Source organism: Pseudomonas frederiksbergensis, assembly GCF_035751725.1.
Classification (GTDB): Bacteria; Pseudomonadota; Gammaproteobacteria; order Pseudomonadales; family Pseudomonadaceae; genus Aquipseudomonas; species Aquipseudomonas frederiksbergensis_A.
The window spans coordinates 5,604,826-5,628,757 of the sequence record NZ_CP142104.1 but is presented as its reverse complement, the minus strand read 5'-3'; the positions used below and the strand labels follow the sequence as shown (position 1 = coordinate 5,628,757).

The following is a 23,932-nucleotide window of genomic DNA, read 5'->3' as shown; positions in this document are numbered from 1 at the left end:
GAACCCTGTGGCGAGGGGATAAACCCCCAAGGGCCGAACTGGAATCAAAAAAAGCCCCGCACTTTGGCGGGGCATTTTATTGTCGCTGTCGACGGTTACAACCCGTCCAGCATCGCCTTGTTGCGCACCGCACCCTTGTCGGCGCTGGTGGCGAGCAGGGCGTAGGCCTTGAGGGCGGTGGTGACTTTGCGCGGACGCACTTCCACCGGCTTCCAACCTTTCTTGTCCTGTTCGATGCGGCGTTCGGCCAGTTCTTCGTCGCTGATCAACAGGTTGATCGAGCGGTTGGGAATGTCGATCAAGACCTTGTCGCCATCGCGCACCAGGCCAATGGCGCCGCCGGCCGCTGCTTCCGGCGAAGCGTGGCCAATGGACAGGCCCGAGGTGCCGCCGGAGAAACGGCCATCGGTCAGCAAGGCGCAGGCTTTGCCCAGGCCTTTGGACTTCAGGTAGGACGTCGGGTAGAGCATTTCCTGCATGCCCGGGCCGCCCTTCGGACCTTCATAGCGAATGATCACGATGTCGCCGGCCTTCACTTCATCGGCAAGGATGCCGCGCACCGCGCTGTCCTGGCTTTCGAAAATCTTCGCGTTGCCTTCGAAGACGTGGATCGACTCGTCGACGCCTGCGGTTTTCACCACGCAGCCATCCAGGGCGATGTTGCCGTACAACACAGCCAGGCCGCCTTCCTTGGAGTAAGCGTGCTCGACGCTGCGAATGCAGCCGTTCTCGCGATCGTCGTCCAAGGTTTCCCAACGAGTCGATTGGCTGAATGCGGTTTGCGTCGGAATGCCCGCCGGGCCAGCCTTGAAAAAGTGATGCACGGTTTCGTCAGTGGTCTGGGTGATGTCCCACTGGGCGATGGCCTCGGCCATGGTCTTGCTGTGCACCGTCGGCAGGTCGGTGTGCAACAAGCCGCCACGGGCCAGCGAGCCGAGGATGCTGAAGATGCCACCGGCGCGGTGCACGTCTTCCATGTGGTACTTCTGGATGTTCGGCGCGACCTTGCACAGTTGCGGTACGTGGCGGGACAGGCGGTCGATGTCGCGCAGGTCGAAATCGATCTCGGCTTCCTGGGCGGCAGCGAGCAAGTGCAGGATGGTGTTGGTGGAACCGCCCATGGCGATGTCCAGGGTCATGGCGTTTTCGAACGCCTTGAAGTTGGCAATGTTGCGTGGCAGCACCGACTCATCGTTTTCGCCGTAGTAACGCTTGCACAGCTCGACGATGGTCCGGCCCGCCTGCAGGAACAATTGTTCGCGGTCGCTGTGAGTGGCCAGGGTGGAACCGTTGCCCGGCAATGCCAGGCCCAGCGCTTCGGTCAGGCAGTTCATCGAGTTGGCGGTGAACATGCCGGAGCACGAACCGCAGGTCGGGCAAGCACTGCGCTCGTACTCGGCGACCTTCTCGTCAGAGGCGCTGGAGTCAGCGGCGATGACCATGGCATCCACCAAGTCCAGGCCGTGACTGGCGAGCTTGGTCTTGCCGGCTTCCATCGGCCCGCCGGAAACGAAGATCACCGGGATGTTCAGGCGCAGGGCGGCCATGAGCATGCCAGGGGTGATCTTGTCGCAGTTGGAGATACAGACGATGGCGTCGGCGCAGTGGGCGTTGACCATGTATTCGACGGAGTCGGCGATGATTTCGCGGCTCGGCAGCGAATACAGCATGCCGTCGTGACCCATGGCGATGCCGTCATCCACGGCGATGGTGTTGAATTCCTTGGCAACGCCGCCGACGCGTTCGATTTCCCGGGCAACCAGTTGGCCGAGGTCCTTGAGGTGGACGTGGCCTGGTACGAACTGGGTGAAGGAGTTGGCAATGGCGATGATCGGCTTCTTGAAGTCGTCATCCTTCATCCCCGTGGCGCGCCACAAGGCTCGGGCGCCGGCCATGTTGCGGCCATGGGTGGATGTTTTCGAGCGGTAATCAGGCATGGAGCACTCCGGGCGGCTAATCAAGTATCAAATGGGAAGTGAGCTTCTATTGATCTCTGGAACACTCGGGATTGGCGGTGTGTCCGGAAATGGCCGATGACTTTGCAGGATCGCTGCGCGCCTCAGCATGAGCTCATAAACCCGCCGGGGATGAATGGCGATGAATGTCGCGATTCTACACCGCTGGCGTCAGGATGAAATGACGCAAAGCGCTGATCTGTCACCAATGTCACGCTTGGAATGACGACTGGCAACGTTCAGCCGGGCATTAACGCTCTGTGACGATGCCTGACCAGGGCATTGAGCGTTATGCCAAGGAGGCTGAACGCTATCAGGCACAGCGCCAGCGTGAGCGGCAGGGCGAACGGAGAAAGGCTGATGGCGGCGCTGGTCAGTCCGCCCGTGACAAAAATCAGCACGCTGCCCGCCGAGGCGGAAGTACCGGCCTGCTCCGGAAAAATGTTCATCGCCTGGGTATGGGCTGCCGCGCGCGCAATCGTTGTGCCAGCGGTACAGACAACCATGGGCAGCAGCACGGTAGTGATGGAAAGGCCCAAGATGTTGAAGAGCACCAGCATTGTTAAACCTGCCGCCAGGATCAGGCCCAGGCCGGTGATGATCTGCGCGTGCGAGTCGATTCGGTTGCTGAGTACGGTCGCGCATGCGCCCCCGCCGATGTAGGCCAGCCCATAGCCCAGCAATGTCATTGAGAAAGCCTCCTGGGAGAGCTGTAACTGTTCGATAAAGATCAGTGGCGAAATGACGATGAACGAAAAGTGGCAGGAGAACGCAAACGCCGACGTCAGCCAATAGGCGACGAAACCGAAATGACCGCAGACGTTTCGATAAGACGCCAAGAGGCTCATCCGCCTGGATCGGCAGCCTTGTACCGCGCCTTCGAGGAGCAAACAGGCGCCGGCAAATGCGCCGATGGCCAGGACGATGAACACGATGAAACTGCCGCGCCAACCCATCCAGCTCTGTAGGCCGGTGCCGGCCAGTGGCGAAACGGAAATGAAGATGCCGCCGCAGGTGACCAGGAAAATACGCAGGCGCTGTTGTTGCGCCCCGGTGAACAAATCCTGGATCAGGGCCTGGGAAATGACAAAACAACCGCAACCCAATGCCTGGATGATACGAAATAACAGGAACAGCCAGAAATTGTCCGTGAATACACATCCCGTTGCACCGATGGCAGAGACGGCAATGCCGATCAACAACAGTTTCTTTCGACCCAAGGCATCGCAAAGCGGGCCTATCAATAGCTGGGAGAGCGCAATGCCGACCGCGAACAGGCTGACGGACAGGGCAATGTCAGACGATGAGTTGCGAAAGTGTTCAGACAGTGCCGGGAATGAGGGCAGCACAACATCGATTGGGAATACGCCCAGCAGCGTCAGCATCGACAGCAGGCCGACAATGGCTCGCTTGTGAATCGAAGGGCGTTCGGATAGGTCAGGCATCGATGAACCCCGCCTCGCAGAAAAGCGCACGGTTGTGGTCATCGTCAAAGAAACCGGCCCTTCTCATGGCCAGCAATGTCGATACCGCGCCTGACCTGACCCGTGCGGCATGAGCGTGTGGCAGCACGATCCCGGCAACGATCTGGCGCGATGCCGGCTCATCGAATCCCACGCTGGCGAGGCTGCGCATCAGCCAGGGCATATCCGGTTCGAAATAGAGCGCGATGATCTCCAGCAGGAGCCTTGCGGCCAGTTGGCGTTGCGTTACGTCGAGGATCGGCCAGAGGTAGCTGAAAACCTCGCTGAAGTAGCGGCTGTGGCGCGCCTCGTCCTCCAAGTGGGTCCGGAGCATCCGATAGACCGTGCTTACCAGGGTTTTTCGGGTAAGGGTCAGCAGCTCCCTGGCGATAATCGTTTCGGAGACGAATCCCAGCAGGAACCATGCGAGAGGGCGGTTTGGGAGGGGGCACCTCTGGATCACTTCCAGCAGCCGGCCGATTCGCCGGGCTGGAGGGCGCTCATGAATGCCATAGAAGGTAGCGATCTGTTCAGCCACCTCATGGGAAAACAGTGCATGGTAGCCTTCGTCGGTATAAAGCTGCAGCGCCGCAGTTTTCATTTGCCTCGGAATCGGCACGGCAAGTTCGCCATGGACAAGAGTTTCAACAGAGCGGTTGACGACCCGGTGCTCCAGCATCGTCGTGTAATCGAGGAAGTACACCAGGTGATTGGCCGCGAGGCGTTGGCCAACGGAGTGGCCCGCCTGTATGACCAATGGATGTTCGATGTAGGGAATGAAGGCCGGGGGAAACCAGTTCCGACTCGACAGTTGCCGCTCAAGATCGTCAGGCAAGCGATAGTCGTCTTGACGTGCTCGCACGGCCGCCTTGCCGTCCCAATCGCCCAAGGTATAACGCGATGCCCGGGCAGAGGTCGGGCCGCTCATGGCATGACGTCCTGTTTGTCGAGCAACGCCATCAGCTCGGGGCAGTGGACCTGGCTGTCACCGTGGCCGCAGCCGACAAAAAACAGCGGTTGTTCGGGGGCTTGCTCAAGGTCGAGCAGGCGCTCCACCTGGTGATCGGCCAAGGCCCCGGTCAGCCAGGTATCCAGGCCCAGGGCGGTCGCAACCATCAGGAAGCTCTGGGAGACGTGGCCTGTCTCGACAAAAGCCATCCGATAGGCGCGGGAGTGCCCGTATTTCCACCAGAGTTTGTCGAAGCGCGAAGTAATGAACAGTCCGAATGGCAGGGAATTGATGAAATGCTGCCCGCACAACAATTGGCCCAGTGGTTCATCCGGCAGCCTCCGGACCAGGCTTATCGCATGTTCGTCCGGGTGATAGGCATAGATGCCCGTATCGAGTCCCTTGACGTTACGTACGTATAAATATCCTTCGCAGGCATTGAGGCCGCCACCCGAGGGGCTGCTTCGTCGCGCGTCGAATCCAGCGTCGGGGCATGATCGTTCGTTCAGGTATCCCAAGGTCAGGTAAAGAAGGGTGCTGACCTGGTCGAGGGAAATGGGGCGATTGTCGAATGAGCGGGAGGTGCGTCGGTTGAGCAGTGTTCGTAACAGGGAGACCTCTCCGAGCTCGCCCCATGAAGGGCGCTCCAGGGCGATTCGCTCGACGGGATACTGCTTTGTCCTGGCTGGAGGCGGTGGAGAGGAAAGCACTTCGGCGCAATGGTGGAGATAGAGCGTTGCCCATTCATTCACATTCCGGGGGACGTTTTCGCAAGGAATGTTCTTCGTCCCGATATGAAATATCTTCGAGAGCTCATCCCATTTCCATTCAATGTGCTTCTCTGGTCCCTCGACCAATATCCCTTTGTCTGCCAGTTCCATATCGATGGGGTTTGAACGGTCGAATCGGGAAGGGTCGTTTACAAGTTGCGCCAGTCGAGTGGTGTAATAGATGTCCAGCTCGTATTGAGTGTGTTGTTCATAGTTCCATACTATTTGATGCGGAGGGCGCGCCAGGATGAACAGGCAAGGGTTTATATGCATGGCATTGTTTCCGCTGTGATTGAAAAGATGGGGCCGAGGTGCCGGCGATCCGCGGCCCCGTCGTCTTGCTTAGCGGACTTTTGGCGTTATCAAACCTGCCAGGTTGGCGATTTTGTTAACTTCCAGGGTGATAGCTTTCATGATGGGGCTCCTTGCTTGATAAGTGTTGTTTTCTTCTAAGGGTTGTCACTTCCGGTGTGACAGTTCAATGATAGTTTCTAGCGAGGGCTTGGCAAGCGAATATCAGGTAGGACGGCTCCAGTAATTGCGTGGGATAGTTCATACAAATAGTGTAAGTGTCGGCTTTGTCTTCGTGCTGCGGTAACTTTTCTTACATGGCGCGCAAAAAAAAACGCAGCCTGGGCTGCGTCGGGAATTGCACTGTTCAAGTGCTGGGCGCGACAGTGGCTACGCCCAGCGGTGACTTAGCTGTTAGGCAGCAAGCGGCACGTAATGCTCTTGATGTAGCGTGTTTCCGCGATGGCCGGGTGCACCGGATGGTCAGGTCCCTGGCCGCCGCGTTCGAGCAGTTGGATGTTGCGATCCAAGTGACGGGCGCTGGTCAGCAAGATGTTTTGCAGATCGTCTTCGGGCAAGTGCATCGAGCACGAAGCGCTGACCAGGATGCCGTCCTTGCTGAGCAGGCGCATGGCTTGCTCATTGAGGCGGCGATAGGCACCTTCGCCATTCTTCAGGTCCTTCTTGCGCTTGATGAAGGCGGGCGGGTCGGCCACGATGACATCGAAACGCTCTTCAGAGGCCTTGAGTTCTTTCAGGGCTTCGAACACGTCGCCTTCAATGCAGGTCAGCTTTTCGGCGAAACCGTTCAGGGCCGCGTTGCGTTCCACGCCGTCGAGGGCGAAGGCCGATGCGTCGACGCAGAACACTTCACTGGCCCCGAACGCCGCGGCTTGCACGCCCCAGCCGCCGATATAGCTGAACAGGTCCAGTACGCGCTTGCCCTTGGCGTAGGGGGCCAGGCGTGCGCGGTTCATGCGGTGGTCGTAGAACCAGCCGGTTTTCTGGCCCTCCATGACCGGCGCTTCGAATTTCACACCGTTCTCTTCCAGGGCAACCCATTCCGGCACGAGGCCAAATACGGTTTCGACGTAGCGCTCCAGGCCTTCGGCATCGCGGGCGGCGGAGTCATTCTTGAACAGGATGCCGCTGGGCTTGAGCACTTGGGTCAGGGCGGCGATCACGTCGTCCTTATGGGCTTCCATGGTGGCGGAGGCGATCTGCACCACCAGGATATCGCCGAAGCGGTCCACCACCAGGCCAGGCAACAGGTCGGAGTCCCCGTAGACCAGGCGGTAGAACGGCTTGTCGAACAGGCGTTCGCGCAGGGACAACGCTACATTGAGGCGGTGGACCAGCAGGGACTTGTCCAATGGCAGCTTCGCATCGCGGGACAGCAAGCGCGCGCAGATCAGGTTGTTCGGGCTCATCGCGACGATGCCCAACGGCTTGCCGCCCGCGGCTTCGAGGAGGGCTTGGTCGCCGGCCTTGAAACCGTGCAGCGGGGTGGCGGCCACGTCGATTTCGTTACTGTAGACCCACAAGTGGCCGGCGCGCAGGCGACGGTCGGCGTTGGCTTTGAGGCGCAGGCTAGGCAGGGACATGACGTCGCTCCGGAAAAAAGAGCGGGAGTATACCGTGTTGCAACCTTTGCGGGGCTTGTGCTGGACATGCGGCGAGGAAGCGTCGCTCGCCTCGCCGTCATGGCTTTACGCAGACAATGCGCTGATCAACTCGCGATTGAAGGCAGGAATGTCATCGGGCTGGCGGCTGCTGATCAGCTTGCCATCCGTGACGACTTCCTGATCAACCCAGTTCGCGCCGGCATTGGTCAAGTCGTCCTTGAGCGTCTTGTAGCTGGTCATGGTCTTGCCTTTGACGAGCCCGCTCGACACCAGCAACCAGCCACCGTGGCAAATCACCGCGATGGGTTTGCCGGCCGCCTCGAAGCCTTTGACGAGGTCCTGTGCGTCGGGATCGATGCGGATCGTGTCGGAGTTCTGGACTCCGCCGGGCAGCACCACAGCGTCGTATTGATCGACATTGGCGGCCTTGAAGGTCAGGTCGACCTGGAAATCGTCCGCCGGCTGGTCATGGTTCCAGCCTTTGACCTGTCCTTCGCTGGCCGAAACGATCTCCACCTTGGCCCCGGCCTGTTCCAGCGCCTGTTTCGGACCGGTCAGTTCGGCCTGCTCAAAACCATTTGTCACCAGGATGGCTACGCGTTTTTCATTCAGGGAGCCGGGCATGAAAGAATCTCCTCAAGCTGAGTGGGTGGGCTGCCGACCTAGGCCTGTATGCAGGCTTGGCTGTCGGCTCTACAAAATCCGAAGCCGAGGCTTGAATGAAAGTTCCGCCGGACTACCCGGCGGTGTGTCGGATTCATCTTTAAGGGTTAGAATCCCCGCCTGGCCCAGAGTGCGTATCCATGTCCAAAGAGCTTTCCGCCGAACAGATCCAACACTCCCTGCAAGGCATCAGTGTCCCGCCCCAGCCGCAAATCATGGTGGATTTGCAGATGGAGCAGTACATGCCCGACCCGGACCTTGAGACCATCGCCAAGCTGATCTCCCAGGACCCCGGCCTCTCGGGGGCCTTGCTCAAGATCGTCAACTCGCCGTATTACGGCTTGAGCAACAAGATCACCTCGATCCAGCGCGCGGTGAACCTCTTGGGCAGTCGTTCGATCATCAACCTGATCAACGCCCAATCGATCAAGGGTGAGTTGCACGACGACACCATCGTCACCCTGAATCGCTTCTGGGACACGGCCCAGGACGTGGCGATGACCTGCCTGACCCTGGCCAAGCGCGTCGGTCTGCAAAATGGTGATGAAGCCTACGCCCTCGGGTTGTTCCACGACTGTGGTGTGCCGCTGATGCTCAAGCAGTTCCCCACCTACATGAGCGTGCTGGAGGAAGCCTACGCCAACGCCAGTGCCGAATGCCGCGTGGTGGACACCGAGAACCGCGTGTTCAATACCAACCATGCCGTGGTCGGTTACTACACTTCCAAATCCTGGCGCCTGCCGGACCACGTCAGCCAGGCCATCGCCAATCACCACAACGCCCTGGCCATTTTCAGCGATGAGACTTCGCGCAATAACAGCCCACTGAAAAACCTGTTGGCGATCCTGAAAATGTCGGAAAACATCTGCGCTTCCCACCGCGTGCTGGGTAACCAGGCCGATGATCACGAATGGGAATGTGTTGGACCGCTGGTGCTCGATTACATCGGGTTGTCGGAATATGACTTCCAGACCCAGAAACAGGAAATACGCGACCTGGCCACTCGTTGAACGCCAGTCTTCGCCTTAGTCGAGAGCCTCATGCCAGAACTGCCGGAAGTCGAAACTACGCGCCGCGGAATCGCGCCACACCTCGAAGGGCAGCGGGTCAGTCGCGTCGTGGTACGCGATCGCCGCTTGCGCTGGCCGATTCCTGAAGACCTCGATGTGCGCCTTTCCGGGCAGCGCATCGTGCAGGTGGAGCGGCGGGCCAAGTATTTGCTGATCAATGCCGAAGTCGGCACGTTGATCAGCCATCTGGGCATGTCCGGCAATCTACGGCTGGTTGAAATCGGCATGCCCGCGGCCAAGCATGAACACGTGGATATCGAACTGGAGTCCGGCCTGGCCCTGCGCTACACCGACCCCCGCCGTTTTGGAGCGATGCTCTGGAGCCTCGATCCGCTCAACCATGAGTTGCTGGTCCGCCTTGGGCCGGAGCCGCTGACCGATCTGTTCGATGGCGAGCGACTTTTCCAGCTTTCGCGGGGCCGTTCCATGGCGGTCAAGCCGTTCATCATGGATAACGCGGTCGTCGTCGGCGTGGGTAATATTTATGCGACCGAAGCGCTGTTTGCCGCCGGGATCGACCCGCGTCGCGAAGCGGGGGGCATCTCCCGGGCGCGCTATCTGAAACTGGCGATCGAGATCAAGCGCATCCTCGCCCATGCCATTGAGCGCGGCGGAACCACGCTGCGGGATTTCATCGGCGGAGACGGGCAGCCTGGTTATTTCCAGCAGGAACTGTTCGTCTACGGACGAGGCGGGCAGACCTGCAAGATCTGCGGCACGGGACTGCGGGAGATACGCCTGGGGCAGCGCGCCAGCGTCTGGTGTCCACGCTGCCAGAAGTGATTTGTCCTACGGTCTATAGTCAGTAATCAACTGATTTAGCCGAAGGATGGCCTCATGAATCTGCTTCGACCTTTCGTTCTGGCGCTCTTGCTGGGTGTCAGTTTGCCTGCCGCGGCAAACACCGAGAGCGGTGATCCGCGCTACACCATCCAGAACCCACCCGCCTACGCCATGATCGGCGACTTGCTGATTGCGCGGCCTTTGCTGCTCGCCGCCACCGTGATCGGTGCCGGGGCGTTTGTCGTATCGTTGCCCTTTACCGCGCTGGGTGGCGGTGTTGGCGATGCGGGCAAGGCATTGGTGGTGGACCCGGCAAAAGCCACGTTCGTGCGATGCCTGGGGTGCGTGGGGGAGGGGTTCGAGCGGCAGGAATAGAGGTCGACAATTAAATCTTCGCAGCGGCTGAGAGCCCCTTCGCGAGCCAGCTCGCGAAGGGGTCGGTATGGACGCTACAAATTACCGGCTCAAGCCTTGCCGGTAATCTTGCGATACTTCGCCATCAACTGTTCTTCAGTCTCCGGATGAGCCTCGTCCAGCGGGATGCAATCCACCGGGCAGACTTGCTGGCACTGGGGTTCGTCGTAATGGCCGACGCACTGGGTGCACAGGTTCGGGTCGATGACGTAGATCTCTTCGCCTTGGGAAATGGCCTCGTTCGGGCATTCGGGTTCGCAGACGTCGCAGTTGATGCAGTCGTCGGTGATGATAAGGGACATGCAGGCTCCGGCCGGGGCGTTGGGCCCGGGCAGTTGAAAACGAATAGGCGCAATTGTGCCGCAATCACGCGCACAGTGCACGCGGGCGCGATGGACTGCGCTGTGCTGCGGGGCTGGCCCGCGGCACAGCCGGCTACTTCTTGAAGCGCAGGGTCAGCGCATCGGCGACGGCCGGGTGGACGAACTTGGTAATATCGCCGCCCAACGCCGCAATTTCGCGCACCAGGGTCGAGGAAATGAAGGAGTAGCGTTCCGACGGCGTCAGGAAGAGGCTTTCGACGTCCGGCGCCAATTGACGGTTCATGTTCGCCAGTTGGAACTCGTATTCGAAATCCGAGACCGCACGCAGGCCGCGCAGGAACACGTTGGCATTTTTTTCCTTGGCGAAGTGCGCCAGCAGTGTCGAAAAGCCGACCACTTCCACGTTGGGCAGGTGCTTGGTGACTTCGCGAGCCAATTCCACCCGTTGTTCCAGCGGGAACAGTGGGTTTTTCTTAGGGCTGGCAGCGACGGCAATGATCACATGATCGAACAAGCGCGAAGCGCGTTCGACCAGATCGCCATGGCCCTTGGTAATAGGGTCGAAGGTACCTGGGTACAACACTCGGTTCATCGCGTCGTCCTGGCGGGAATCCGTTGGGGAGTCGGATGGTATCGCAGCCTTCTCGGTCGGCCAAGTCGACTGTTGGTCAGGAAAGCACTATAGACGCTGCGAATAATCCATGTTTTCAAGGTTTTCCCAGGCGTTCGACCAGGGATGTCGCCAATTGTGCCGTCAATGCATACACCGACAACTGTGGGTTCGCGCCGATGCTGGTGGGGAACAGCGAGCCGTCGTGGATGGAAAGATTGCCCAGTTGATGATGGCGGCCGAGACTATCGGCCACCGCAGTCTCCGGGTCTTCACCCATGGCGCAGCCGCCCATGACATGGGCGCTGCCCAGGCGTGTGCGGTAGAGGGAAAGCTCGAGCCCGTCGATCATCGCGCGGGCCTCGGCCAGGGTTTGCACATAACGGGCATCGCTGTGCATCGGCATGACGGCCCGGGCCCCGCCGGCGAACTGAATCTCGGCCATGCTGTGGAAGGCCCGGCGCAGGCCATCCCAGGCGTAGGGCGAAACCTGATAGTCGAGCACCGGCGTGCCATCGCTGCGCAACTCAACGCTGCCGCCCGGGCTATCGGGGTGAAAACCGTCGCGCAGCAACGCCAGCATGGCATGGGTATGGGGCAGCTGCGCCATGTGCATGGCGTTCTCTGGGCCGAAGCCACCCAATAGCGTGGCGGCGAGTGCCGGATGCAGCGGCGGCACCTCCAGCTTGTAGGACATCTTGCCGGTGACACCGTCCTGCCATTGGAAATGGTCCGAGTAAATCGACTGCGGTGCGCCGTAGAACGGGTTGATTACGTCGTCGAACTGGCCGGCCGACATGTTTACCAGGTGCAGGAACGTGCGCTTGCCCAAGCGTTGGTGCGGGTCCGGTGCCGCGGAGCGCAGCAACAGGGCAGGGCTGTTGATACCGCCCCCAGCCAATACGTAGTGCCGCGCCTTGATCTTGATGCGCCGCCCGGTTGGTGCCACGCAACGCTCATCCATGGCCAGGCAATCCAAGCCGATGACCTTGTCATCCTTGATGACCAGACGTTCGGCCCGCGCCAGGTAAAGCAACGTCCCGCCCTTGTCCAAGGTGGCGGGTATGGTGGTGACGAGCATCGACTGCTTGGCGTTGGTCGGGCAGCCCATGCCGCAATAACCCAGGTTCCAACAGCCCCGCACGTTGCGGGGAATGACGTGCCAGGCGTAGCCCAGTTGTTCGCAGCCTTTGCGGACCACGTCGTTGTTGGCGTTGGGTGGAATCATCCAGGGCGCCACCCCGAGGCGTTGTTCCATGCGTTCGAACCAGGGCGCCATCTCGGCGGGACTGTGGCCCTTGACGTTGTGCTCGGTCGCCCAATGTTCGAGGGTCTGCGGCGGTGTGCGGAAGCTTGAAGTCCAGTTGATCAACGTCGTGCCACCGACAGCGCGTCCCTGGAGAATGGTGATGGCGCCGTCCTTGCTCATGCGCCCGAGGCCTTCCTGGTACAGGCTGGTGTAGGCCTCGTCCTCGCGCAGCGTGAAGTCGTGGCTGGTTTTGAGCGGCCCTTCCTCGATGAGCAATACCTTGTAGCCAGCAGCGCTGAGAATTTCCGCCGTGGTGCCGCCGCCGGCGCCGCTGCCGATGATCGCCACGTCCGCCTCCAACACGAGGTCCTGGGTCAGTTGCGCGCCGTTGTAGGTAGTCCAGCCACGGGCGAGGCCTTCGCGGAACGGGTCGGGTAAGGGCATGTTCAGGTGCTCGTTGTTATTTTTGGGCGACCAGTCACCTGTGGGAGCGGGCTTGCTCGCGAAGGCGGTGGATCAGCTTGCATAGGTGTTGAATGTGCAACTGCATTGGCGAGCAAACCCGCTCCACAGGACGGCGGCGCTAGCTTGAAATCAACGGTGGTCCTGGATACCCGCAATGGGCCCAGGACTCCGGCCGGCTGTACCACGCCATCATCACCATTTGCAGCAATGAGCCGTGGCCTTGGCGCAACAAGCTCAGCGAGCTATTTTCCCACCGGCTCAGGAACTGCCGGATGTCATCGGCGCTGGCGTTTTCCCACGCGCCCCAGATTCCGGTCAGCGGCCCACGGGTAACGCCCAGCGTCAGCACATCGAACAACTGGCGGGTGAGCTTGAGCATGGCTGGCGACAGGTGCGCCAGCCCTCGATCCAGGCTCTGCAGCGTGGCATCGGTGGCGACGAGGCGTGTTCCAGCTGTCGTCGCGCCATCGAGCATGACGGGGATCACCGCGCGCAGGAATGGCAGGTCGCTGTCGCGCAATGCCGCCAGCCCGCGGGCCGGTTCGCCGGAGGAGCAGCCGCTCAGGCTGGCGCCCAATCCGACGGTGACCAGGAAGGCGCTGGCGCCGAAGCTCAGTTGCAGCAAGCCACGTCGGGACAGGGTGGGCGTATCGGTCAGGCTTGGGTTCATTATTGTTATTACCCGGGAAGACGCTGGTTAGCGGATGAACAGCTTCTGGATCAGTTTCTGCAACGGTTTTCCATAAGGCGGGTAGATCAGTTTCGCCGCGTTGAACCGCTGCTTGACCAGCACGCCCTTGGCTTTGCTGAAGGTCAGGAAACCTTCGTGTCCGTGATAATGCCCCATCCCCGAAGCGCCAATGCCGCCGAACGGCATATCGTCCTGAGCCACGTGCAACAGTGTGTCGTTGAGGCAGACGCCGCCGGAATGGGTTTCGTTGAGCACGCGATTCTGTTCCGTCTTGTTGTAGCCGAAATAGTAAAGCGCCAGCGGACGAGGTCGCTGATTGATGTAGGCAAATGCCTGGTCGAGCGTTTCATAGGGGACGATAGGCAGCAGCGGCCCGAAAATTTCGTCCTGCATGACCGTCATTTCATCCGTGACGTTCAGCAGAAGGCTGTGGGCCATGCGTCGGCCCTGGCTTTGCTCGAACAACTCGATCATCAACGCCCCCTTGCTGGTTGCGTCGGCGATGTAGCCGTTGAGCCGCGCCAGTTGTCGTTCGTTGATGACGGCGGTGTAGTCCGGATTGTCGATCAACGTCGGATAAAACCCGCGCACGGCCTCGCGATACGCCTCGACGAACGCCCCGACACGGTTTTGCGGCACCAGCACATAATCCGGTGCGACACAGGTCTGTCCGGCGTTGAGCGTCTTGCCGAAGGCGATGCGCTCGGCGGCGTGTTCAAGCGGGACGTCACTGGAAACGATGGCGGGGGATTTTCCGCCCAGTTCGAGAGTAACGGGTGTCAGGTTCTGCGCAGCGGCACGCATCACGTGCTTGCCCACGCTGGTTGCGCCGGTGAACAGCAGGTGATCGAACGGCAGCCTGGAAAATGCGATGCCAACGTCCGCTTCGCCAAGCACGACGGACACCAGGTCCTGGGGAAATATCCGGGCCAGCAATTGCTTGAGCAATAAGCCAGTGGCAGGGGTCGATTCGCTGAGTTTGAGCATCACCCGGTTGCCCGCCGACAGCGCCCCGACCAGGGGGCCGATCGCCAGGAAAAGCGGATAGTTCCAGGGTACGATGACCCCGACCACCCCCAGCGGCTGGTAGACCACCTTGGCCGACGCTGGCTGGAAAGCCACGCCAACCTTGCGCCGGGAGGGCTTCATCCAGCCTTTGAGGTGCCGGCTGGCGTAGTGGATACCGTGCAGGCTCGGCATCAGCTCGGCCAACAACGTTTCGTCCGCACTGCGGTGGCTGAAATCCTCGCTGATGGCATCGATCAGGGCCTGCCGTTCAGTACTCAACAATTCGGCCAATGCCTTGAGCCATTGCCGTCGCTGCTCGGCCGGCGGCATCGGGTGAGCCGCGTAGGCCTGGCGCTGGGCGTTGAAGAGCGCCTGGAGTTCGTCCAGGTGCTGTTGGGACTCGTGCAGGTAAGCAACGTCAGCGGGCATGGCGGGCACCGGATTTTTATTGGAGTCGGTGCTTTCTAGAGCTTATGCTCTAAAAAGTCAAATGAGCCTCTGTAGATCGCTTGGGTTTTATCCTGTGACCGATAGGTCGTAAGATGCCCTTCGATCACTTTTTCAGTAAAGCCCAAGCCATGGCCCCACGAATGAAAACCAGCGAGCGCATCGTGCAGAACAGCCTCGAGCTGTTCAATCGGCAGGGCGAGCGCAGCGTTAGTACCAACCATATTGCCGCTCATATGGAGATGTCCCCGGGCAACCTCTATTACCACTTCCCCAACAAGCAGGCGATCATCGCCGTGCTGTTCAGTGAGTACGAAAACCTGGTGGACAGCTTCTTGCGCCCGCCCCAGGGCCGCCTGTCCACGGTGGATGACAAGCGCTTTTACCTGCAGGAATTGCTATCGGCGATGTGGCGCTACCGATTCCTGCATCGGGACCTGGAGCACCTGCTCGACAGTGACCCGGAACTAGCGGCTCGTTATCGACGATTTTCCCAGCGCTGCCTGATTCATGGCACCGCGATCTACGAGGGGTTCGTCGCTGCCGGCATCTTGAAAATGGACCGCGTGCAGATCGAATCACTGACCCTTAACGCATGGATCATCCTCACGTCCTGGGTACGGTTCCTGTGTACGACCCGGGAAAATTCCAACCACCTGAGCGAACAAGCCATCAAGCGTGGCGTGTATCAGGTCTTGGTGCTCGAAGCGGGTTTCGTGACCGACCAGGCCCGTGAAGCGGTGGATGCGTTGTTCAAAGAATTCTACGTCCCCCTGGCCCAGACCCTGGAAGAAGGGCAGTAAGGGTCGGACCTGCTTGATTCAGCCACAGGAGCTCGCCATGCCCATCGCGCAACTCATCAGCCCCCAAGCCCTCGAACAGAGGCGATCACGGCCCGGGCTGGTGATTCTTGATTGTCGTTTTGCCCTCGAAGATCCGGACTACGGCCAGCGCAGCTACGCCGAAGGCCATATTGCCGGTGCGTCCCACGCCGACCTTGAGCGCGATCTGAGCGGCTCGGTCGTCAGGGGTGTGACCGGGCGACATCCTCTGCCTGAGCCTGACGCGTTGATTGCGCGCCTGCGGGCCTGGGGGATCAATAACGACAGTGACGTCGTGCTGTATGACGATGGCCCCGGTGCCTACGCCGCGCGGGCCTGGTGGTTGCTGGCCTGGCTGGGCAAGCGTGAGGGCGTCCACATCCTCGACGGCGGGCTCAAGGCCTGGCACGCGGCGGGTTTGCCCCTGAGTCTCGATCCGCCTGCCATCGCGCCCGGCACCTTCAATGGTTCGCCGGACGCGGATTTGCTGGTGGACGCGCAAGCGCTGCAGCAACGCCTCGGCCAACCGCAAATGACCTTGCTGGACGCGCGGGCATTGCCGCGATTCAAGGGGGAAGTCGAGCCGATCGACCCGGTGGCCGGGCATATTCCGGGCGCGCAATGCGCGGCGTTCACCGACAACCTGGGCGCCGATGGACGTTTCCTGCCGGCCGACCAGCTCGAGCAGCGCTTTGCCGGAAAACTCGGTGATCGCTCGCCGACCGGTTTGGTGGCCTATTGCGGCTCCGGCGTAACGGCATGCCATAACCTGTTCGCGCTGTGCCTGGCAGGATATCCGTTGGGCAAGCTATATGCCGGTTCCTGGAGTGAGTGGATCACGGATCCACAGCGGGGCGTGGCGAAGGGCGAGTAATGCTCAACCGTGTCCCAGGCTCGCCAGCCATTTGGGGATGCGCCTTTCCAGATAGTAGCCGGGGCGCCGCAACGTCCCGTCGACGAACCCGACGTGTCCGCCCCGGGTATGCAGTTCGAGCCGGGTCGACGCAGATAGCTCATCGGGCTCGGGCAAGCTGTGGGGAAATACGAACGGATCGTCGGCTGCCTGGATAAGCAAGGTCGGTGTTTTGACCCCCGCCATGAAATAGCGGCTGGAGGCGCGTCGATAATAGTCCGCCGCGTCCGAAAACCCGTGCAGCGGCGCAGTGACTCGCCCATCGAAATCCCAGAACGTGCGCATGTTGTCCAGCGAGCCCAGCGCGGCCAGGGCCGCAAGCCCTTCGTGGCGTCCGTCATGCTGGAACTGGCGTTGTTTGTTGCGTACGTAGGCCACCATCTCGCGCATGAAGTGCGCTTGGTAGAACCGGGAAAACCCCTGTCCGATACGGTCGGCGCACTGGTCCAGGCGAAACGGCACTGAAACGGCCACCGCGCCCTGCAGTTGGCTGTCGTTGCCGGTCTCGCCCAAGTGCTTGAGCAAGACGTTGCCGCCGAGGGAATAGCCCACTGCAAACAGGGGGGCCAATGGTCGTCGGCTCCGCAGGTGGGTCAGGGTGGCTGCCAAGTCTTCGCTGACGCCTGAATGATAGCTGCGGGGCAGCAGGTTCGGCTCCCCCGAGCACCCGCGCCAGTTCAGCGCGACACTGGCCCAGCCTTGGTCGTCGAGTGCTCGTTGCAAGCCCGTCACGTAGGGCGAGCTGGAAGAACCGGTCAGCCCGTGAAGCACCAGCACCAACGGCGCGTCGGCACTATGGGGCCCGTACCAGTCGAGATCGAGGAAGTCGCCATCTTCCAGCCACAGCCGCTCTCGTTCACGGTTGAGGGGGTAGGATTTTCGCCATAATGGCCCCCACAAGGTTTGCAGGTGTGGATTGGCCAGGCCAAAGGCCGGTGTAAATTGCTGGCTGGACATGGAGGAAGCTGCAAGCACGTAGGATCTCGTTATTTCAAGCATAGGCGCCAGGCGTAAAGGTGCGCCTGGCGCTGCAGCGTTAAATTGCCATAAAGGTCTGCGTGGCGCGACATATGTCCTGTTGGAGCGGATCGGCCGACGGCGACACTGGCGCAGGCAAAGGTTGCTGCTCAGCCGTGGGGCCCACCGTCAGAACGTGCCAGCCATCGGCTTCAAGGTGCCGATTCAGTGCGTCCTTTATTTGCTTGGGGGTCAGTTTCTGCATTTGTTGGACGGTGTGGTCCAGATCCAGCGGCAGGTCATATCGGTTTATCTTGATCAACTGATCGAGAATCTGTGAATTGTTGGCGGTGTCATGAGCAATCGAACTCTTCATCCGGCGTTTCAGTTGGTCAACTTCCTGTTGCGTTGGTCCGTCGCGCAGATAGTCGGTGAACATTGAACGCAGCAACGTCTGAGTGCCCTGGCTGAAGTGTGGACTGGTCCGAAGCGAGATGACAGCCAGGGCGCCATCGGCCCAGTCCCACTGCAGAATCTCGGTGCCATACACCAGGCCGCGTTTTTCCCTCAGCTCCGTCATCAATCGGTTTTCGAAAATCATATTTGCTGCGTCCAGCGCAAGGTAGTCGGCATGCTTGCGCGGCACGGTGGACTGGGCGAGCAAAAGTTGGGTTTGTTGCAGCTCCCGTTCTATATGGCTGTTTTTTGGCGTGCCAGCCGAGGAGGAGCTGTTGGGACCGGCGACGGCGTGGCGGCTGCCGGGCAAGGCGCTGCTGATCTGCTGGCTGATCAGTTGCGCCTGTTCGAGCGTGAGGTCGCCGACCAAGGTGATCTGCGCCGTTGGAGCCGAGTAGGCTTGCCGATGGAAGTCCTGTACCGCTTGGCGCGTTAGGGATTCCAACGCCTCGTTTGTGCCGAACGTCGGTTGAGCATAGGGACGTTCGGGGGCCAGTTGTTCCTTGAGGGTTTGGAACGCGAAGCTCGTCGGGTTCTGTATGCCACGCAGCAGTATGTCTTTCGCCTCGTTTTTTGCCCTTACCAATGCGTCGTCACTAAGGAGAGGACTGCCCAACATTTGCGAAAACAGCCGCAGGGCTGGAGCGCGCTTTTCCACTTCGCTCAAGCTGCGCAAGGAAAATTCGCTGCGGTGCAGACCTATATCCATGCTGAGCCTCGCCCCCAGACTCTGGAAGGTGCCGATGATTGCTTGATGGCTTTCCATACCTGGCACGCCTTCGCTGAGCATGTTGTAGGTTGCGCCGGCGAGGCCAGGGATATTGCTGCGGGCGCTTCCCGCCTCGAAGCTGACATGGACATCGAACATCGGCGCTGCCGTCGTACGGATGAACAAGACCTTGCTGCCTGCCGTTGTTTTCCAACCCTTGACGGTCAGGGCGCGCGGCTGGGGTGCGACAATGTCTGGCTCAAGAAGTGATTGCAGACGCACATTGGAGCTATGAGAAACGGTATCGGCCAAAGCCTGTGCGCAACAACCCAACAGTGCGATGACCAACAACGCATGACAACCTACGTGAGCTGGTTTATTCATGGGTTTGCTCCCGGTGGACTTGAGCTATGGCCAGGCGATCGCGGGTCAGATAGGTCGCGGCGGCTTGTCGGATGTCATCCGGAGTCACTTTTTTCAGGTCGGCAATTTCGTCGTTCATCGATCGCCAGGGCAGACCGTTGCTTACCAGGGCGCCGAGGTAATAGCTCTGCCCTTCTATCGAGTCCTGGCCGTAAATGTTTTGCGCGATCAGTTGCGTGCGGGCTCGTTCCAGTTCATCAGCCGCGGGGGGATGGGTTCGTAGCTTTTCAATTTCTTGCCACACGCGCGCCTCCGCGTCATCGAGCGAGCCGGTGTAGGCATTGGAGATATGGCCGTCGATCAACAAAAGACCGTCGCCACGTGCCAGCCAGTTGTACTGGGAAGATAGAGTGGAGAACAGCGAGGTCTTGAATTGAAGCTGCGATTGCAGGCGGGCACTGCTTGAACCCGCCAGTAGCGTTTGCAGCAAGCGCAGGGCGTGCACGGTTCGTGGAGGCTCGGCGGTCACCAGCACCGGGACATTGAACGCAATCAGTAATTGCCGAGAGGCGTCGGGTACATTAAGGATGAGCCTGCGCTCGCCGGGTCGGTCCAGCTCCAGTGGTGCGCGCGCCATGGTGAAAGGACGGGCGGCTACCGCACCGAAGTACTTTTGTGCCAGCCGCTTGACCTGTTCAAGCGTGACATCGCCAACCACGACCAACACGGCATTTCCCGGCGCATAGCGGGTTTGATACCAGTCGCGCAAGTCAGCGATGTCGAGTCGCTGCAGGTCGTGTGCCCAGCCGATGGTGGGCGTGCGGTAGCCACTTGAAAGGTGGGCCAGGCTAAGAAAGCGTTCCAGGGCCAGCTCCCCAGGTTGGTCCTGGCCCTCGCGCCGTTCTTCCTGGATGACGGCGATTTCCGGCAACCAGTCTTCGGCGCGCAGGTGCGCAGTTGACATGAGGTCTGCCATCAGTTCGAACGCGACGCCCAAGTGACGAGGCTCAAGAGTTTGATGATGTACGGTGACATCTTTCCCGGTAAAGGCATTGTATTGAGCGCCCAGGGAACCCAGGATTTCCATGGCCTCGCCCGCACAACTCTTGTGGCTACCTTTGTAGACCATGTGTTCCAGTGCGTGAGACAGCCCTGAACGGCTTGGCGCTTCGTCGGCCGAACCCACTCTGAACCAGAGTTGCGAGCTGACCAGTGGCGCACGATGATCTTCGCGTACCACCACCTTCAGGCCATTGTCCAGGGTGAATTCGTGGGGCGGTGGGGAGTCGGCCTGGGCGATTAGTGGCGCCAGCCAAAAAACAAGCAGCATCCGGCTGCGGAAAAAGTCCATGGATGTATCGTCCTCAGTGAATTACAGAAATTGTGTAATCACTGTGGCGTTTCCAGGTTGGTGATGGGCGGTAACTATGTACCGCACTTTTCAAGTTCTCTACTGTTCAGTCCGGGACGATGGTCCCAGCACTACGCTGCCAAAGTGCATAGAAGACCTGTCCGGATTTCTGCTCGCGATGCAGGCGCCAATTGCTCGGCAGTCCCAGGGTGGACGGGGCGGTCTCGCTTTCAGTGTAGACCCAGGCATCCTCGGCCAGCCACTGACGTTCCTCGAGCAAGGCGCAGACTGTCGGCAGCAGGTTTTGATTGAACGGCGGGTCGAGGAACACGAGGTCGAAGCGGGTCGCCGGTTGGCTGTCGAGGTAACGCAGCGCGTCGGCCGTCTGCACCTGGCCGACGGTGCAGCGCAGGGTGCCGAGGTGTTCCTTCAGGCTGGAAACCGCCAGGCTGCTGGCGTCCAGCGCCTGGCCCATGGCGGCACCACGGGACAGCGCTTCGAGAAACAACGCGCCGCTGCCGGCAAACGGGTCGAGCACCTTGGCGCCCGCGACGTAGGGTGCGAGCCAGTTGAACAGGGTTTCGCGCACCCGGTCCGGTGTCGGCCGCAGTCCTGGGGCATCCGGGAAGCTCAAGCGTCGGCTGCGCCATTCACCGCCAATGATGCGAAGTTGGTTCACACCGTTGTGCGTGGGTTTGCGGGTGGAACTCGATGAACGGGCCATTAGTGCTCCGGAACCCCGAGCGGCTGCTCGGCAGGTTTGTCAGTGGGCGCCGGCAACGGCTTTTGCGGGACGGTCGGGCCAGCGGTGACGATGACCATCTTGTCGGTGCTCAGGTGTTTGTTCAAAGCTGCCTTGACCTGCTCGACCGTCAGTTCCTGGGACTGGCGCATGAAATCTTCCAGGTAGCTCAGCGGCAAATCATAGAAGCCCATGGCGCCAAGCTGGCCAACGATGTCGGCGTTACTGGCGGTGGACAGCGGGAAACTCCCGGCCAACTCGCGCTTGGCGTCATCGAGTTCTTTCTGGGTCGGGCCGTTCTTGAGGTAATCGGCAAACACGTCCTGCACCAGCTTGAGCGTGCCTTCACTCATCTCGGCGCGGGTTTGCAGATTGATCATGAACGGACCGCGAGCTTGCATCGCCGTGAAACCTGAGTAAACGCCATAGGTCAGGCCGCGTTTTTCCCGTACTTCCGTCATCAATCGCGTACCGAAGCCTCCGCCGCCGAGGATCTGGTTGCCCAGGGACACTGCGGCATAATCCGGATCGTCGCGGTCGATGCCCAACTGCGCAAGCATCAGGTTGGTCTGCTTGGACGGGAACTCGATGTGGCTGATGCTCGCCTTCGGCTCTACCGGTGGCGGGGTTTTCGCCAGCGCCGGGCCTTTGGGCAGCGCGGCGGATATCTGGCTGGCGATCGCTTCGGCTTCGGCGCGGGACAAGTCCCCCACCAGCGCGATCACAGCGTTGCCGGCGGCATAGGCCTTGGCATGGAAGGCCTTGGCCTGGGCCAGGGTTATCGGTGGAATGCTCTTTTCGGTGCCATCGCTGGAGTGGGCGTACGGATGATCCCCATACAGGCGTTTCATAAGCTCCAGGCCCGCCAGTTTGCCGGGGTTCTGTTTCTGGTACTCGAAACCGGCAAGCATCTGGTTCTTGATGCGGGCGAACGAGTCGGCGGGGAAGGTCGGGTTGCCGACGACTTCGGCGAACAGCTTCAGTGCCGGCTCACGCTTTTCCGTCGCGCTGAGGCTGCGCAACGAGGCCACCGCCATGTCCCGGTAGGCGCCGTTGCCGAAGTCCGCGCCGAGGCCCTCGAAGCCTTGGGCAATGGCGCTGACGTCCTTGCCGGCCACGCCTTCGTTGAGCATGGCATTGGTCAGCAGGGCAAGGCCTGGGGCATCGCCGTCCTGGCTGCTGCCGGCGGCGAAGGTCAGGCGCAGGTCGAACATCGGCAATTCCCGGGCTTCGACAAACAGGACCTTGGCGCCGTCGGCGGTTTTCCAGGTTTGCACATCGAGCTGGCGCCGGCTCGGCGCCTTATCGTCCAGTTCGGCCAGCGATTGCAATTTGTTGCCTGACTTGGCCTGGTCCAGCGCCTGGCTGGCGTTGGAACTGTTCGTAGGCGACAGGTAAAAGGCCAGCGCGGCGACCGAGGCGACCAGCGCCAGGCCGATCAGCGCCGGGCGCGATGATTTGCGCTCACTCATTGAGCTTTCTCCTCAGGCAGGACATGCGCGACGCTCAAGCGCGGGCGGGTGAAATACAGCTGGGCTGCCTTCTGGATATCCTGCGGGGTCACGCTTTGCAGTTCGGCGAGCTCGGTGTCCATCAGTTTCCAGGACAAGCCGACGGTTTCCAGTTGGCCGATCGCAGTGGCCTGGCTGGTAATGGAGTCGCGCTCATACACCAGGCCGGCGATCACCTGGGCGCGGACGCGTTCCAGTTCCTCGGCGGTCGGGGCGGTCGTCTTCAGCGCTTCCAACAAGCGCCACAGCCCGGCTTCAGCCTGGGCGAGGGTCTTGTTTTTCTGTGTGTTAGGCGTTGCCGACAGGGTGAACAACGTATCGCCACGGGTAAACGCGTCGTAGTTCGACGACCCGCCCGAGACCAGTTCTTCGCCACGTTCCAGCTGGGTCGGGATCCGGCCGCTGTAGCCGCCGTCCAGCAGGGCCGAAATCAAGCGCAGGGCGTTGACCGAGGCCTTGTCCGTCGCGGTGGCGATGCTCGGTACGTTGAATGCCAGCATGACGCTCGGCAACTGGGTCCGTACATGCAGGGTGATCTTGCGTTCGCCGGGCTCGGCCAGCTCCAGCGGGATTTTCGCCGCCGGTACGTCGCGCCGGGCAATCGGGCCAAAGTAGCGCTGGGCCAGGGTCTTCACCTCGTCCGGCGTCACGTCGCCGACGACGACCAGGGTCGCGTTGTTCGGGGCGTACCAGGATTCGTACCAATGACGCAGTTCGCCGACGGTCATGCGGTCCAGGTCGGCCATCCAGCCGATGGTCGGCGTGTGGTAACCGCTGGCCGGATAGGCCATGGCCTTGAAGCGCTCGAAGGCCTTGGACATCGGCTTGTCGTCGGTGCGCATGCGGCGCTCTTCCTTGATCACCTCGATCTCGCGACTGAACTCCTCCGGCGGCAAGCGCAGGCTCGCCATGCGGTCGGCTTCGAGCTCGAAGGCCACGCCCAGGCGATCCCGGGCCAGTACCTGGTAATAGGCGGTAAAGTCATCGCTGGTGAAGGCGTTCTCTTCGGCACCGAGGTCGCGCAGGATCAGCGACGCTTCGCCGGGGCCGATTTTATCGCTGCCCTTGAACATCATATGTTCCAGGGCATGGGACAAACCGGTATGGCCCGGCGTTTCGTAGCTGGAACCGACCTTGTACCAGACTTGGGAAACCACCACCGGTGCGCGATGGTCTTCGCGCACGACGACCTTCAGGCCGTTGTCGAGGGTGAATTCATGGGTAGGTTGTGGATCGGCAGCCAAGGCTGAGAAGGGCAGACAAACCGTGCTGAGCAGCAGGCCTGCGGCGCGGCGGGCAAGAGCATTCATTCGTGTTTAAACCTGTCGGGCTG

The 23,932-nt window shown here is 60.7% G+C and carries 22 protein-coding genes; 5 read left to right on the top strand and 17 right to left on the bottom strand.

What is annotated here, in order from left to right:
- Positions 1 to 95: 95 nt before the first annotated feature.
- The 6 genes from ilvD to VQ575_RS25335 form a co-directional block, all read right to left on the bottom strand.
- Complete coding sequence (gene ilvD / locus VQ575_RS25360; protein ID WP_039590415.1) at positions 96 to 1,937, bottom strand: dihydroxy-acid dehydratase; 1,842 nt, start codon at positions 1,935 to 1,937, stop codon at positions 96 to 98.
- 257 nt (positions 1,938 to 2,194) lie between these two features.
- Positions 2,195 to 3,400: an MFS transporter gene (locus tag VQ575_RS25355; RefSeq protein WP_325918659.1), complete on the bottom strand. Its 1,206-nt coding sequence runs from the start codon at positions 3,398 to 3,400 to the stop codon at positions 2,195 to 2,197.
- Positions 3,393 to 4,346, bottom strand: a complete 954-nt coding sequence (locus VQ575_RS25350; protein ID WP_039590418.1) for a diiron oxygenase — start codon at positions 4,344 to 4,346, stop codon at positions 3,393 to 3,395. Before VQ575_RS25350 ends, VQ575_RS25355 begins: the two co-directional genes overlap by 8 nt.
- Positions 4,343 to 5,410 carry a SagB/ThcOx family dehydrogenase gene (locus tag VQ575_RS25345; protein ID WP_039590420.1) on the bottom strand — a complete coding sequence of 356 codons (1,068 nt, stop codon included), beginning with the start codon at positions 5,408 to 5,410 and terminating at the stop codon, positions 4,343 to 4,345. The genes VQ575_RS25350 and VQ575_RS25345 overlap by 4 nt, the downstream gene beginning before the upstream one ends.
- Before the next feature lie 425 nt (positions 5,411 to 5,835).
- Positions 5,836 to 7,032 carry a class I SAM-dependent rRNA methyltransferase gene (locus VQ575_RS25340; protein ID WP_039590422.1) on the bottom strand — a complete coding sequence of 399 codons (1,197 nt, stop codon included), beginning with the start codon at positions 7,030 to 7,032 and terminating at the stop codon, positions 5,836 to 5,838.
- Between the two features lie 105 nt (positions 7,033 to 7,137).
- Positions 7,138 to 7,677 (bottom strand): type 1 glutamine amidotransferase domain-containing protein, encoded by a 540-nt coding sequence (locus VQ575_RS25335; RefSeq protein WP_039590424.1) that lies wholly within the window; start codon positions 7,675 to 7,677, stop codon positions 7,138 to 7,140.
- A 179-nt stretch (positions 7,678 to 7,856) separates the two neighbouring features.
- Here VQ575_RS25335 and VQ575_RS25330 point away from each other — a divergent pair, with 179 nt between their 5' ends.
- From VQ575_RS25330 to VQ575_RS25320, 3 genes are read left to right on the top strand one after another with little or no spacing between them, the layout of a single operon-like run.
- On the top strand, positions 7,857 to 8,726 hold the full coding sequence (locus VQ575_RS25330; protein WP_039590425.1) for an HDOD domain-containing protein: 870 nt from the start codon (positions 7,857 to 7,859) through the stop codon (positions 8,724 to 8,726).
- Between the two features lie 30 nt (positions 8,727 to 8,756).
- Positions 8,757 to 9,569: a bifunctional DNA-formamidopyrimidine glycosylase/DNA-(apurinic or apyrimidinic site) lyase gene (gene mutM / locus VQ575_RS25325; protein WP_198723955.1), complete on the top strand. Its 813-nt coding sequence runs from the start codon at positions 8,757 to 8,759 to the stop codon at positions 9,567 to 9,569.
- Between the two features lie 54 nt (positions 9,570 to 9,623).
- On the top strand, positions 9,624 to 9,944 hold the full coding sequence (locus VQ575_RS25320) for a multidrug transporter (protein ID WP_198723957.1): 321 nt from the start codon (positions 9,624 to 9,626) through the stop codon (positions 9,942 to 9,944).
- 89 nt (positions 9,945 to 10,033) lie between these two features.
- On the opposite strand, the gene VQ575_RS25315 is transcribed toward VQ575_RS25320, so the two are convergent.
- The 5 genes from VQ575_RS25315 to VQ575_RS25295 all read right to left on the bottom strand — a co-directional run bounded on the left by VQ575_RS25315 (position 10,034) and on the right by VQ575_RS25295 (position 14,758).
- Positions 10,034 to 10,285 carry a YfhL family 4Fe-4S dicluster ferredoxin gene (locus tag VQ575_RS25315; protein ID WP_003206534.1) on the bottom strand — a complete coding sequence of 84 codons (252 nt, stop codon included), beginning with the start codon at positions 10,283 to 10,285 and terminating at the stop codon, positions 10,034 to 10,036.
- Between the two features lie 133 nt (positions 10,286 to 10,418).
- Positions 10,419 to 10,898 carry a pantetheine-phosphate adenylyltransferase gene (coaD, locus tag VQ575_RS25310; protein ID WP_007897855.1) on the bottom strand — a complete coding sequence of 160 codons (480 nt, stop codon included), beginning with the start codon at positions 10,896 to 10,898 and terminating at the stop codon, positions 10,419 to 10,421.
- Between the two features lie 115 nt (positions 10,899 to 11,013).
- Positions 11,014 to 12,609, bottom strand: coding sequence for a GMC family oxidoreductase (locus VQ575_RS25305; protein ID WP_045157222.1), 1,596 nt, complete (start codon positions 12,607 to 12,609; stop codon positions 11,014 to 11,016).
- Between the two features lie 139 nt (positions 12,610 to 12,748).
- Positions 12,749 to 13,300: a hypothetical protein gene (locus VQ575_RS25300; protein ID WP_045157221.1), complete on the bottom strand. Its 552-nt coding sequence runs from the start codon at positions 13,298 to 13,300 to the stop codon at positions 12,749 to 12,751.
- Between the two features lie 27 nt (positions 13,301 to 13,327).
- Positions 13,328 to 14,758: a coniferyl aldehyde dehydrogenase gene (locus VQ575_RS25295; RefSeq protein ID WP_198723962.1), complete on the bottom strand. Its 1,431-nt coding sequence runs from the start codon at positions 14,756 to 14,758 to the stop codon at positions 13,328 to 13,330.
- Positions 14,759 to 14,907: 149 nt separating this feature from the next.
- On the opposite strand from VQ575_RS25295, the gene VQ575_RS25290 reads away from it, so the two are divergent.
- Positions 14,908 to 15,579, top strand: a complete 672-nt coding sequence (locus VQ575_RS25290) for a TetR/AcrR family transcriptional regulator (protein WP_039590862.1) — start codon at positions 14,908 to 14,910, stop codon at positions 15,577 to 15,579.
- A 37-nt stretch (positions 15,580 to 15,616) separates the two neighbouring features.
- Positions 15,617 to 16,471, top strand: coding sequence for a sulfurtransferase (locus VQ575_RS25285; protein ID WP_325918658.1), 855 nt, complete (start codon positions 15,617 to 15,619; stop codon positions 16,469 to 16,471).
- A gap of 3 nt (positions 16,472 to 16,474) precedes the next feature.
- Here the strand turns inward: VQ575_RS25285 and VQ575_RS25280 are convergent, their stop codons facing one another.
- From VQ575_RS25280 to VQ575_RS25255, 6 genes are all read right to left on the bottom strand, one after another.
- On the bottom strand, positions 16,475 to 17,467 hold the full coding sequence (locus VQ575_RS25280) for a hydrolase (protein ID WP_045157218.1): 993 nt from the start codon (positions 17,465 to 17,467) through the stop codon (positions 16,475 to 16,477).
- A gap of 79 nt (positions 17,468 to 17,546) precedes the next feature.
- Positions 17,547 to 19,016, bottom strand: coding sequence for a M16 family metallopeptidase (locus VQ575_RS25275; protein ID WP_325918657.1), 1,470 nt, complete (start codon positions 19,014 to 19,016; stop codon positions 17,547 to 17,549).
- Complete coding sequence (locus VQ575_RS25270) at positions 19,009 to 20,346, bottom strand: M16 family metallopeptidase (protein ID WP_325918655.1); 1,338 nt, start codon at positions 20,344 to 20,346, stop codon at positions 19,009 to 19,011. Before VQ575_RS25270 ends, VQ575_RS25275 begins: the two co-directional genes overlap by 8 nt.
- A 106-nt stretch (positions 20,347 to 20,452) precedes the next feature.
- A complete protein-coding gene (gene rsmD / locus VQ575_RS25265) occupies positions 20,453 to 21,070 on the bottom strand; it encodes a 16S rRNA (guanine(966)-N(2))-methyltransferase RsmD (RefSeq protein WP_039590449.1) in 618 nt (205 codons plus the stop codon).
- Entirely contained in the window at positions 21,070 to 22,560 is a 1,491-nt protein-coding gene (locus VQ575_RS25260) for a M16 family metallopeptidase (RefSeq protein WP_325918653.1), read from the bottom strand. The genes rsmD and VQ575_RS25260 overlap by 1 nt, the downstream gene beginning before the upstream one ends.
- Positions 22,557 to 23,909, bottom strand: coding sequence for a M16 family metallopeptidase (locus tag VQ575_RS25255; RefSeq protein ID WP_325918652.1), 1,353 nt, complete (start codon positions 23,907 to 23,909; stop codon positions 22,557 to 22,559). The genes VQ575_RS25260 and VQ575_RS25255 overlap by 4 nt, the downstream gene beginning before the upstream one ends.
- Positions 23,910 to 23,932 lie beyond the last annotated feature (23 nt).

Coding starts and splice junctions, on each gene's coding strand:
- ilvD (WP_039590415.1), bottom strand. CDS start 1,937: ATGCCTGATTACCGCTCGAAAACATCCACCCATGGCCGCAACATGGCC.
- VQ575_RS25355 (WP_325918659.1), bottom strand. CDS start 3,400: ATGCCTGACCTATCCGAACGCCCTTCGATTCACAAGCGAGCCATTGTC.
- VQ575_RS25350 (WP_039590418.1), bottom strand. CDS start 4,346: ATGAGCGGCCCGACCTCTGCCCGGGCATCGCGTTATACCTTGGGCGAT.
- VQ575_RS25345 (WP_039590420.1), bottom strand. CDS start 5,410: ATGCATATAAACCCTTGCCTGTTCATCCTGGCGCGCCCTCCGCATCAA.
- VQ575_RS25340 (WP_039590422.1), bottom strand. CDS start 7,032: ATGTCCCTGCCTAGCCTGCGCCTCAAAGCCAACGCCGACCGTCGCCTG.
- VQ575_RS25335 (WP_039590424.1), bottom strand. CDS start 7,677: ATGCCCGGCTCCCTGAATGAAAAACGCGTAGCCATCCTGGTGACAAAT.
- VQ575_RS25330 (WP_039590425.1), top strand. CDS start 7,857: ATGTCCAAAGAGCTTTCCGCCGAACAGATCCAACACTCCCTGCAAGGC.
- mutM (WP_198723955.1), top strand. CDS start 8,757: ATGCCAGAACTGCCGGAAGTCGAAACTACGCGCCGCGGAATCGCGCCA.
- VQ575_RS25320 (WP_198723957.1), top strand. CDS start 9,624: ATGAATCTGCTTCGACCTTTCGTTCTGGCGCTCTTGCTGGGTGTCAGT.
- VQ575_RS25315 (WP_003206534.1), bottom strand. CDS start 10,285: ATGTCCCTTATCATCACCGACGACTGCATCAACTGCGACGTCTGCGAA.
- coaD (WP_007897855.1), bottom strand. CDS start 10,898: ATGAACCGAGTGTTGTACCCAGGTACCTTCGACCCTATTACCAAGGGC.
- VQ575_RS25305 (WP_045157222.1), bottom strand. CDS start 12,609: ATGCCCTTACCCGACCCGTTCCGCGAAGGCCTCGCCCGTGGCTGGACT.
- VQ575_RS25300 (WP_045157221.1), bottom strand. CDS start 13,300: ATGAACCCAAGCCTGACCGATACGCCCACCCTGTCCCGACGTGGCTTG.
- VQ575_RS25295 (WP_198723962.1), bottom strand. CDS start 14,758: ATGCCCGCTGACGTTGCTTACCTGCACGAGTCCCAACAGCACCTGGAC.
- VQ575_RS25290 (WP_039590862.1), top strand. CDS start 14,908: ATGGCCCCACGAATGAAAACCAGCGAGCGCATCGTGCAGAACAGCCTC.
- VQ575_RS25285 (WP_325918658.1), top strand. CDS start 15,617: ATGCCCATCGCGCAACTCATCAGCCCCCAAGCCCTCGAACAGAGGCGA.
- VQ575_RS25280 (WP_045157218.1), bottom strand. CDS start 17,467: ATGTCCAGCCAGCAATTTACACCGGCCTTTGGCCTGGCCAATCCACAC.
- VQ575_RS25275 (WP_325918657.1), bottom strand. CDS start 19,016: ATGAATAAACCAGCTCACGTAGGTTGTCATGCGTTGTTGGTCATCGCA.
- VQ575_RS25270 (WP_325918655.1), bottom strand. CDS start 20,346: ATGGACTTTTTCCGCAGCCGGATGCTGCTTGTTTTTTGGCTGGCGCCA.
- rsmD (WP_039590449.1), bottom strand. CDS start 21,070: ATGGCCCGTTCATCGAGTTCCACCCGCAAACCCACGCACAACGGTGTG.
- VQ575_RS25260 (WP_325918653.1), bottom strand. CDS start 22,560: ATGAGTGAGCGCAAATCATCGCGCCCGGCGCTGATCGGCCTGGCGCTG.
- VQ575_RS25255 (WP_325918652.1), bottom strand. CDS start 23,909: ATGAATGCTCTTGCCCGCCGCGCCGCAGGCCTGCTGCTCAGCACGGTT.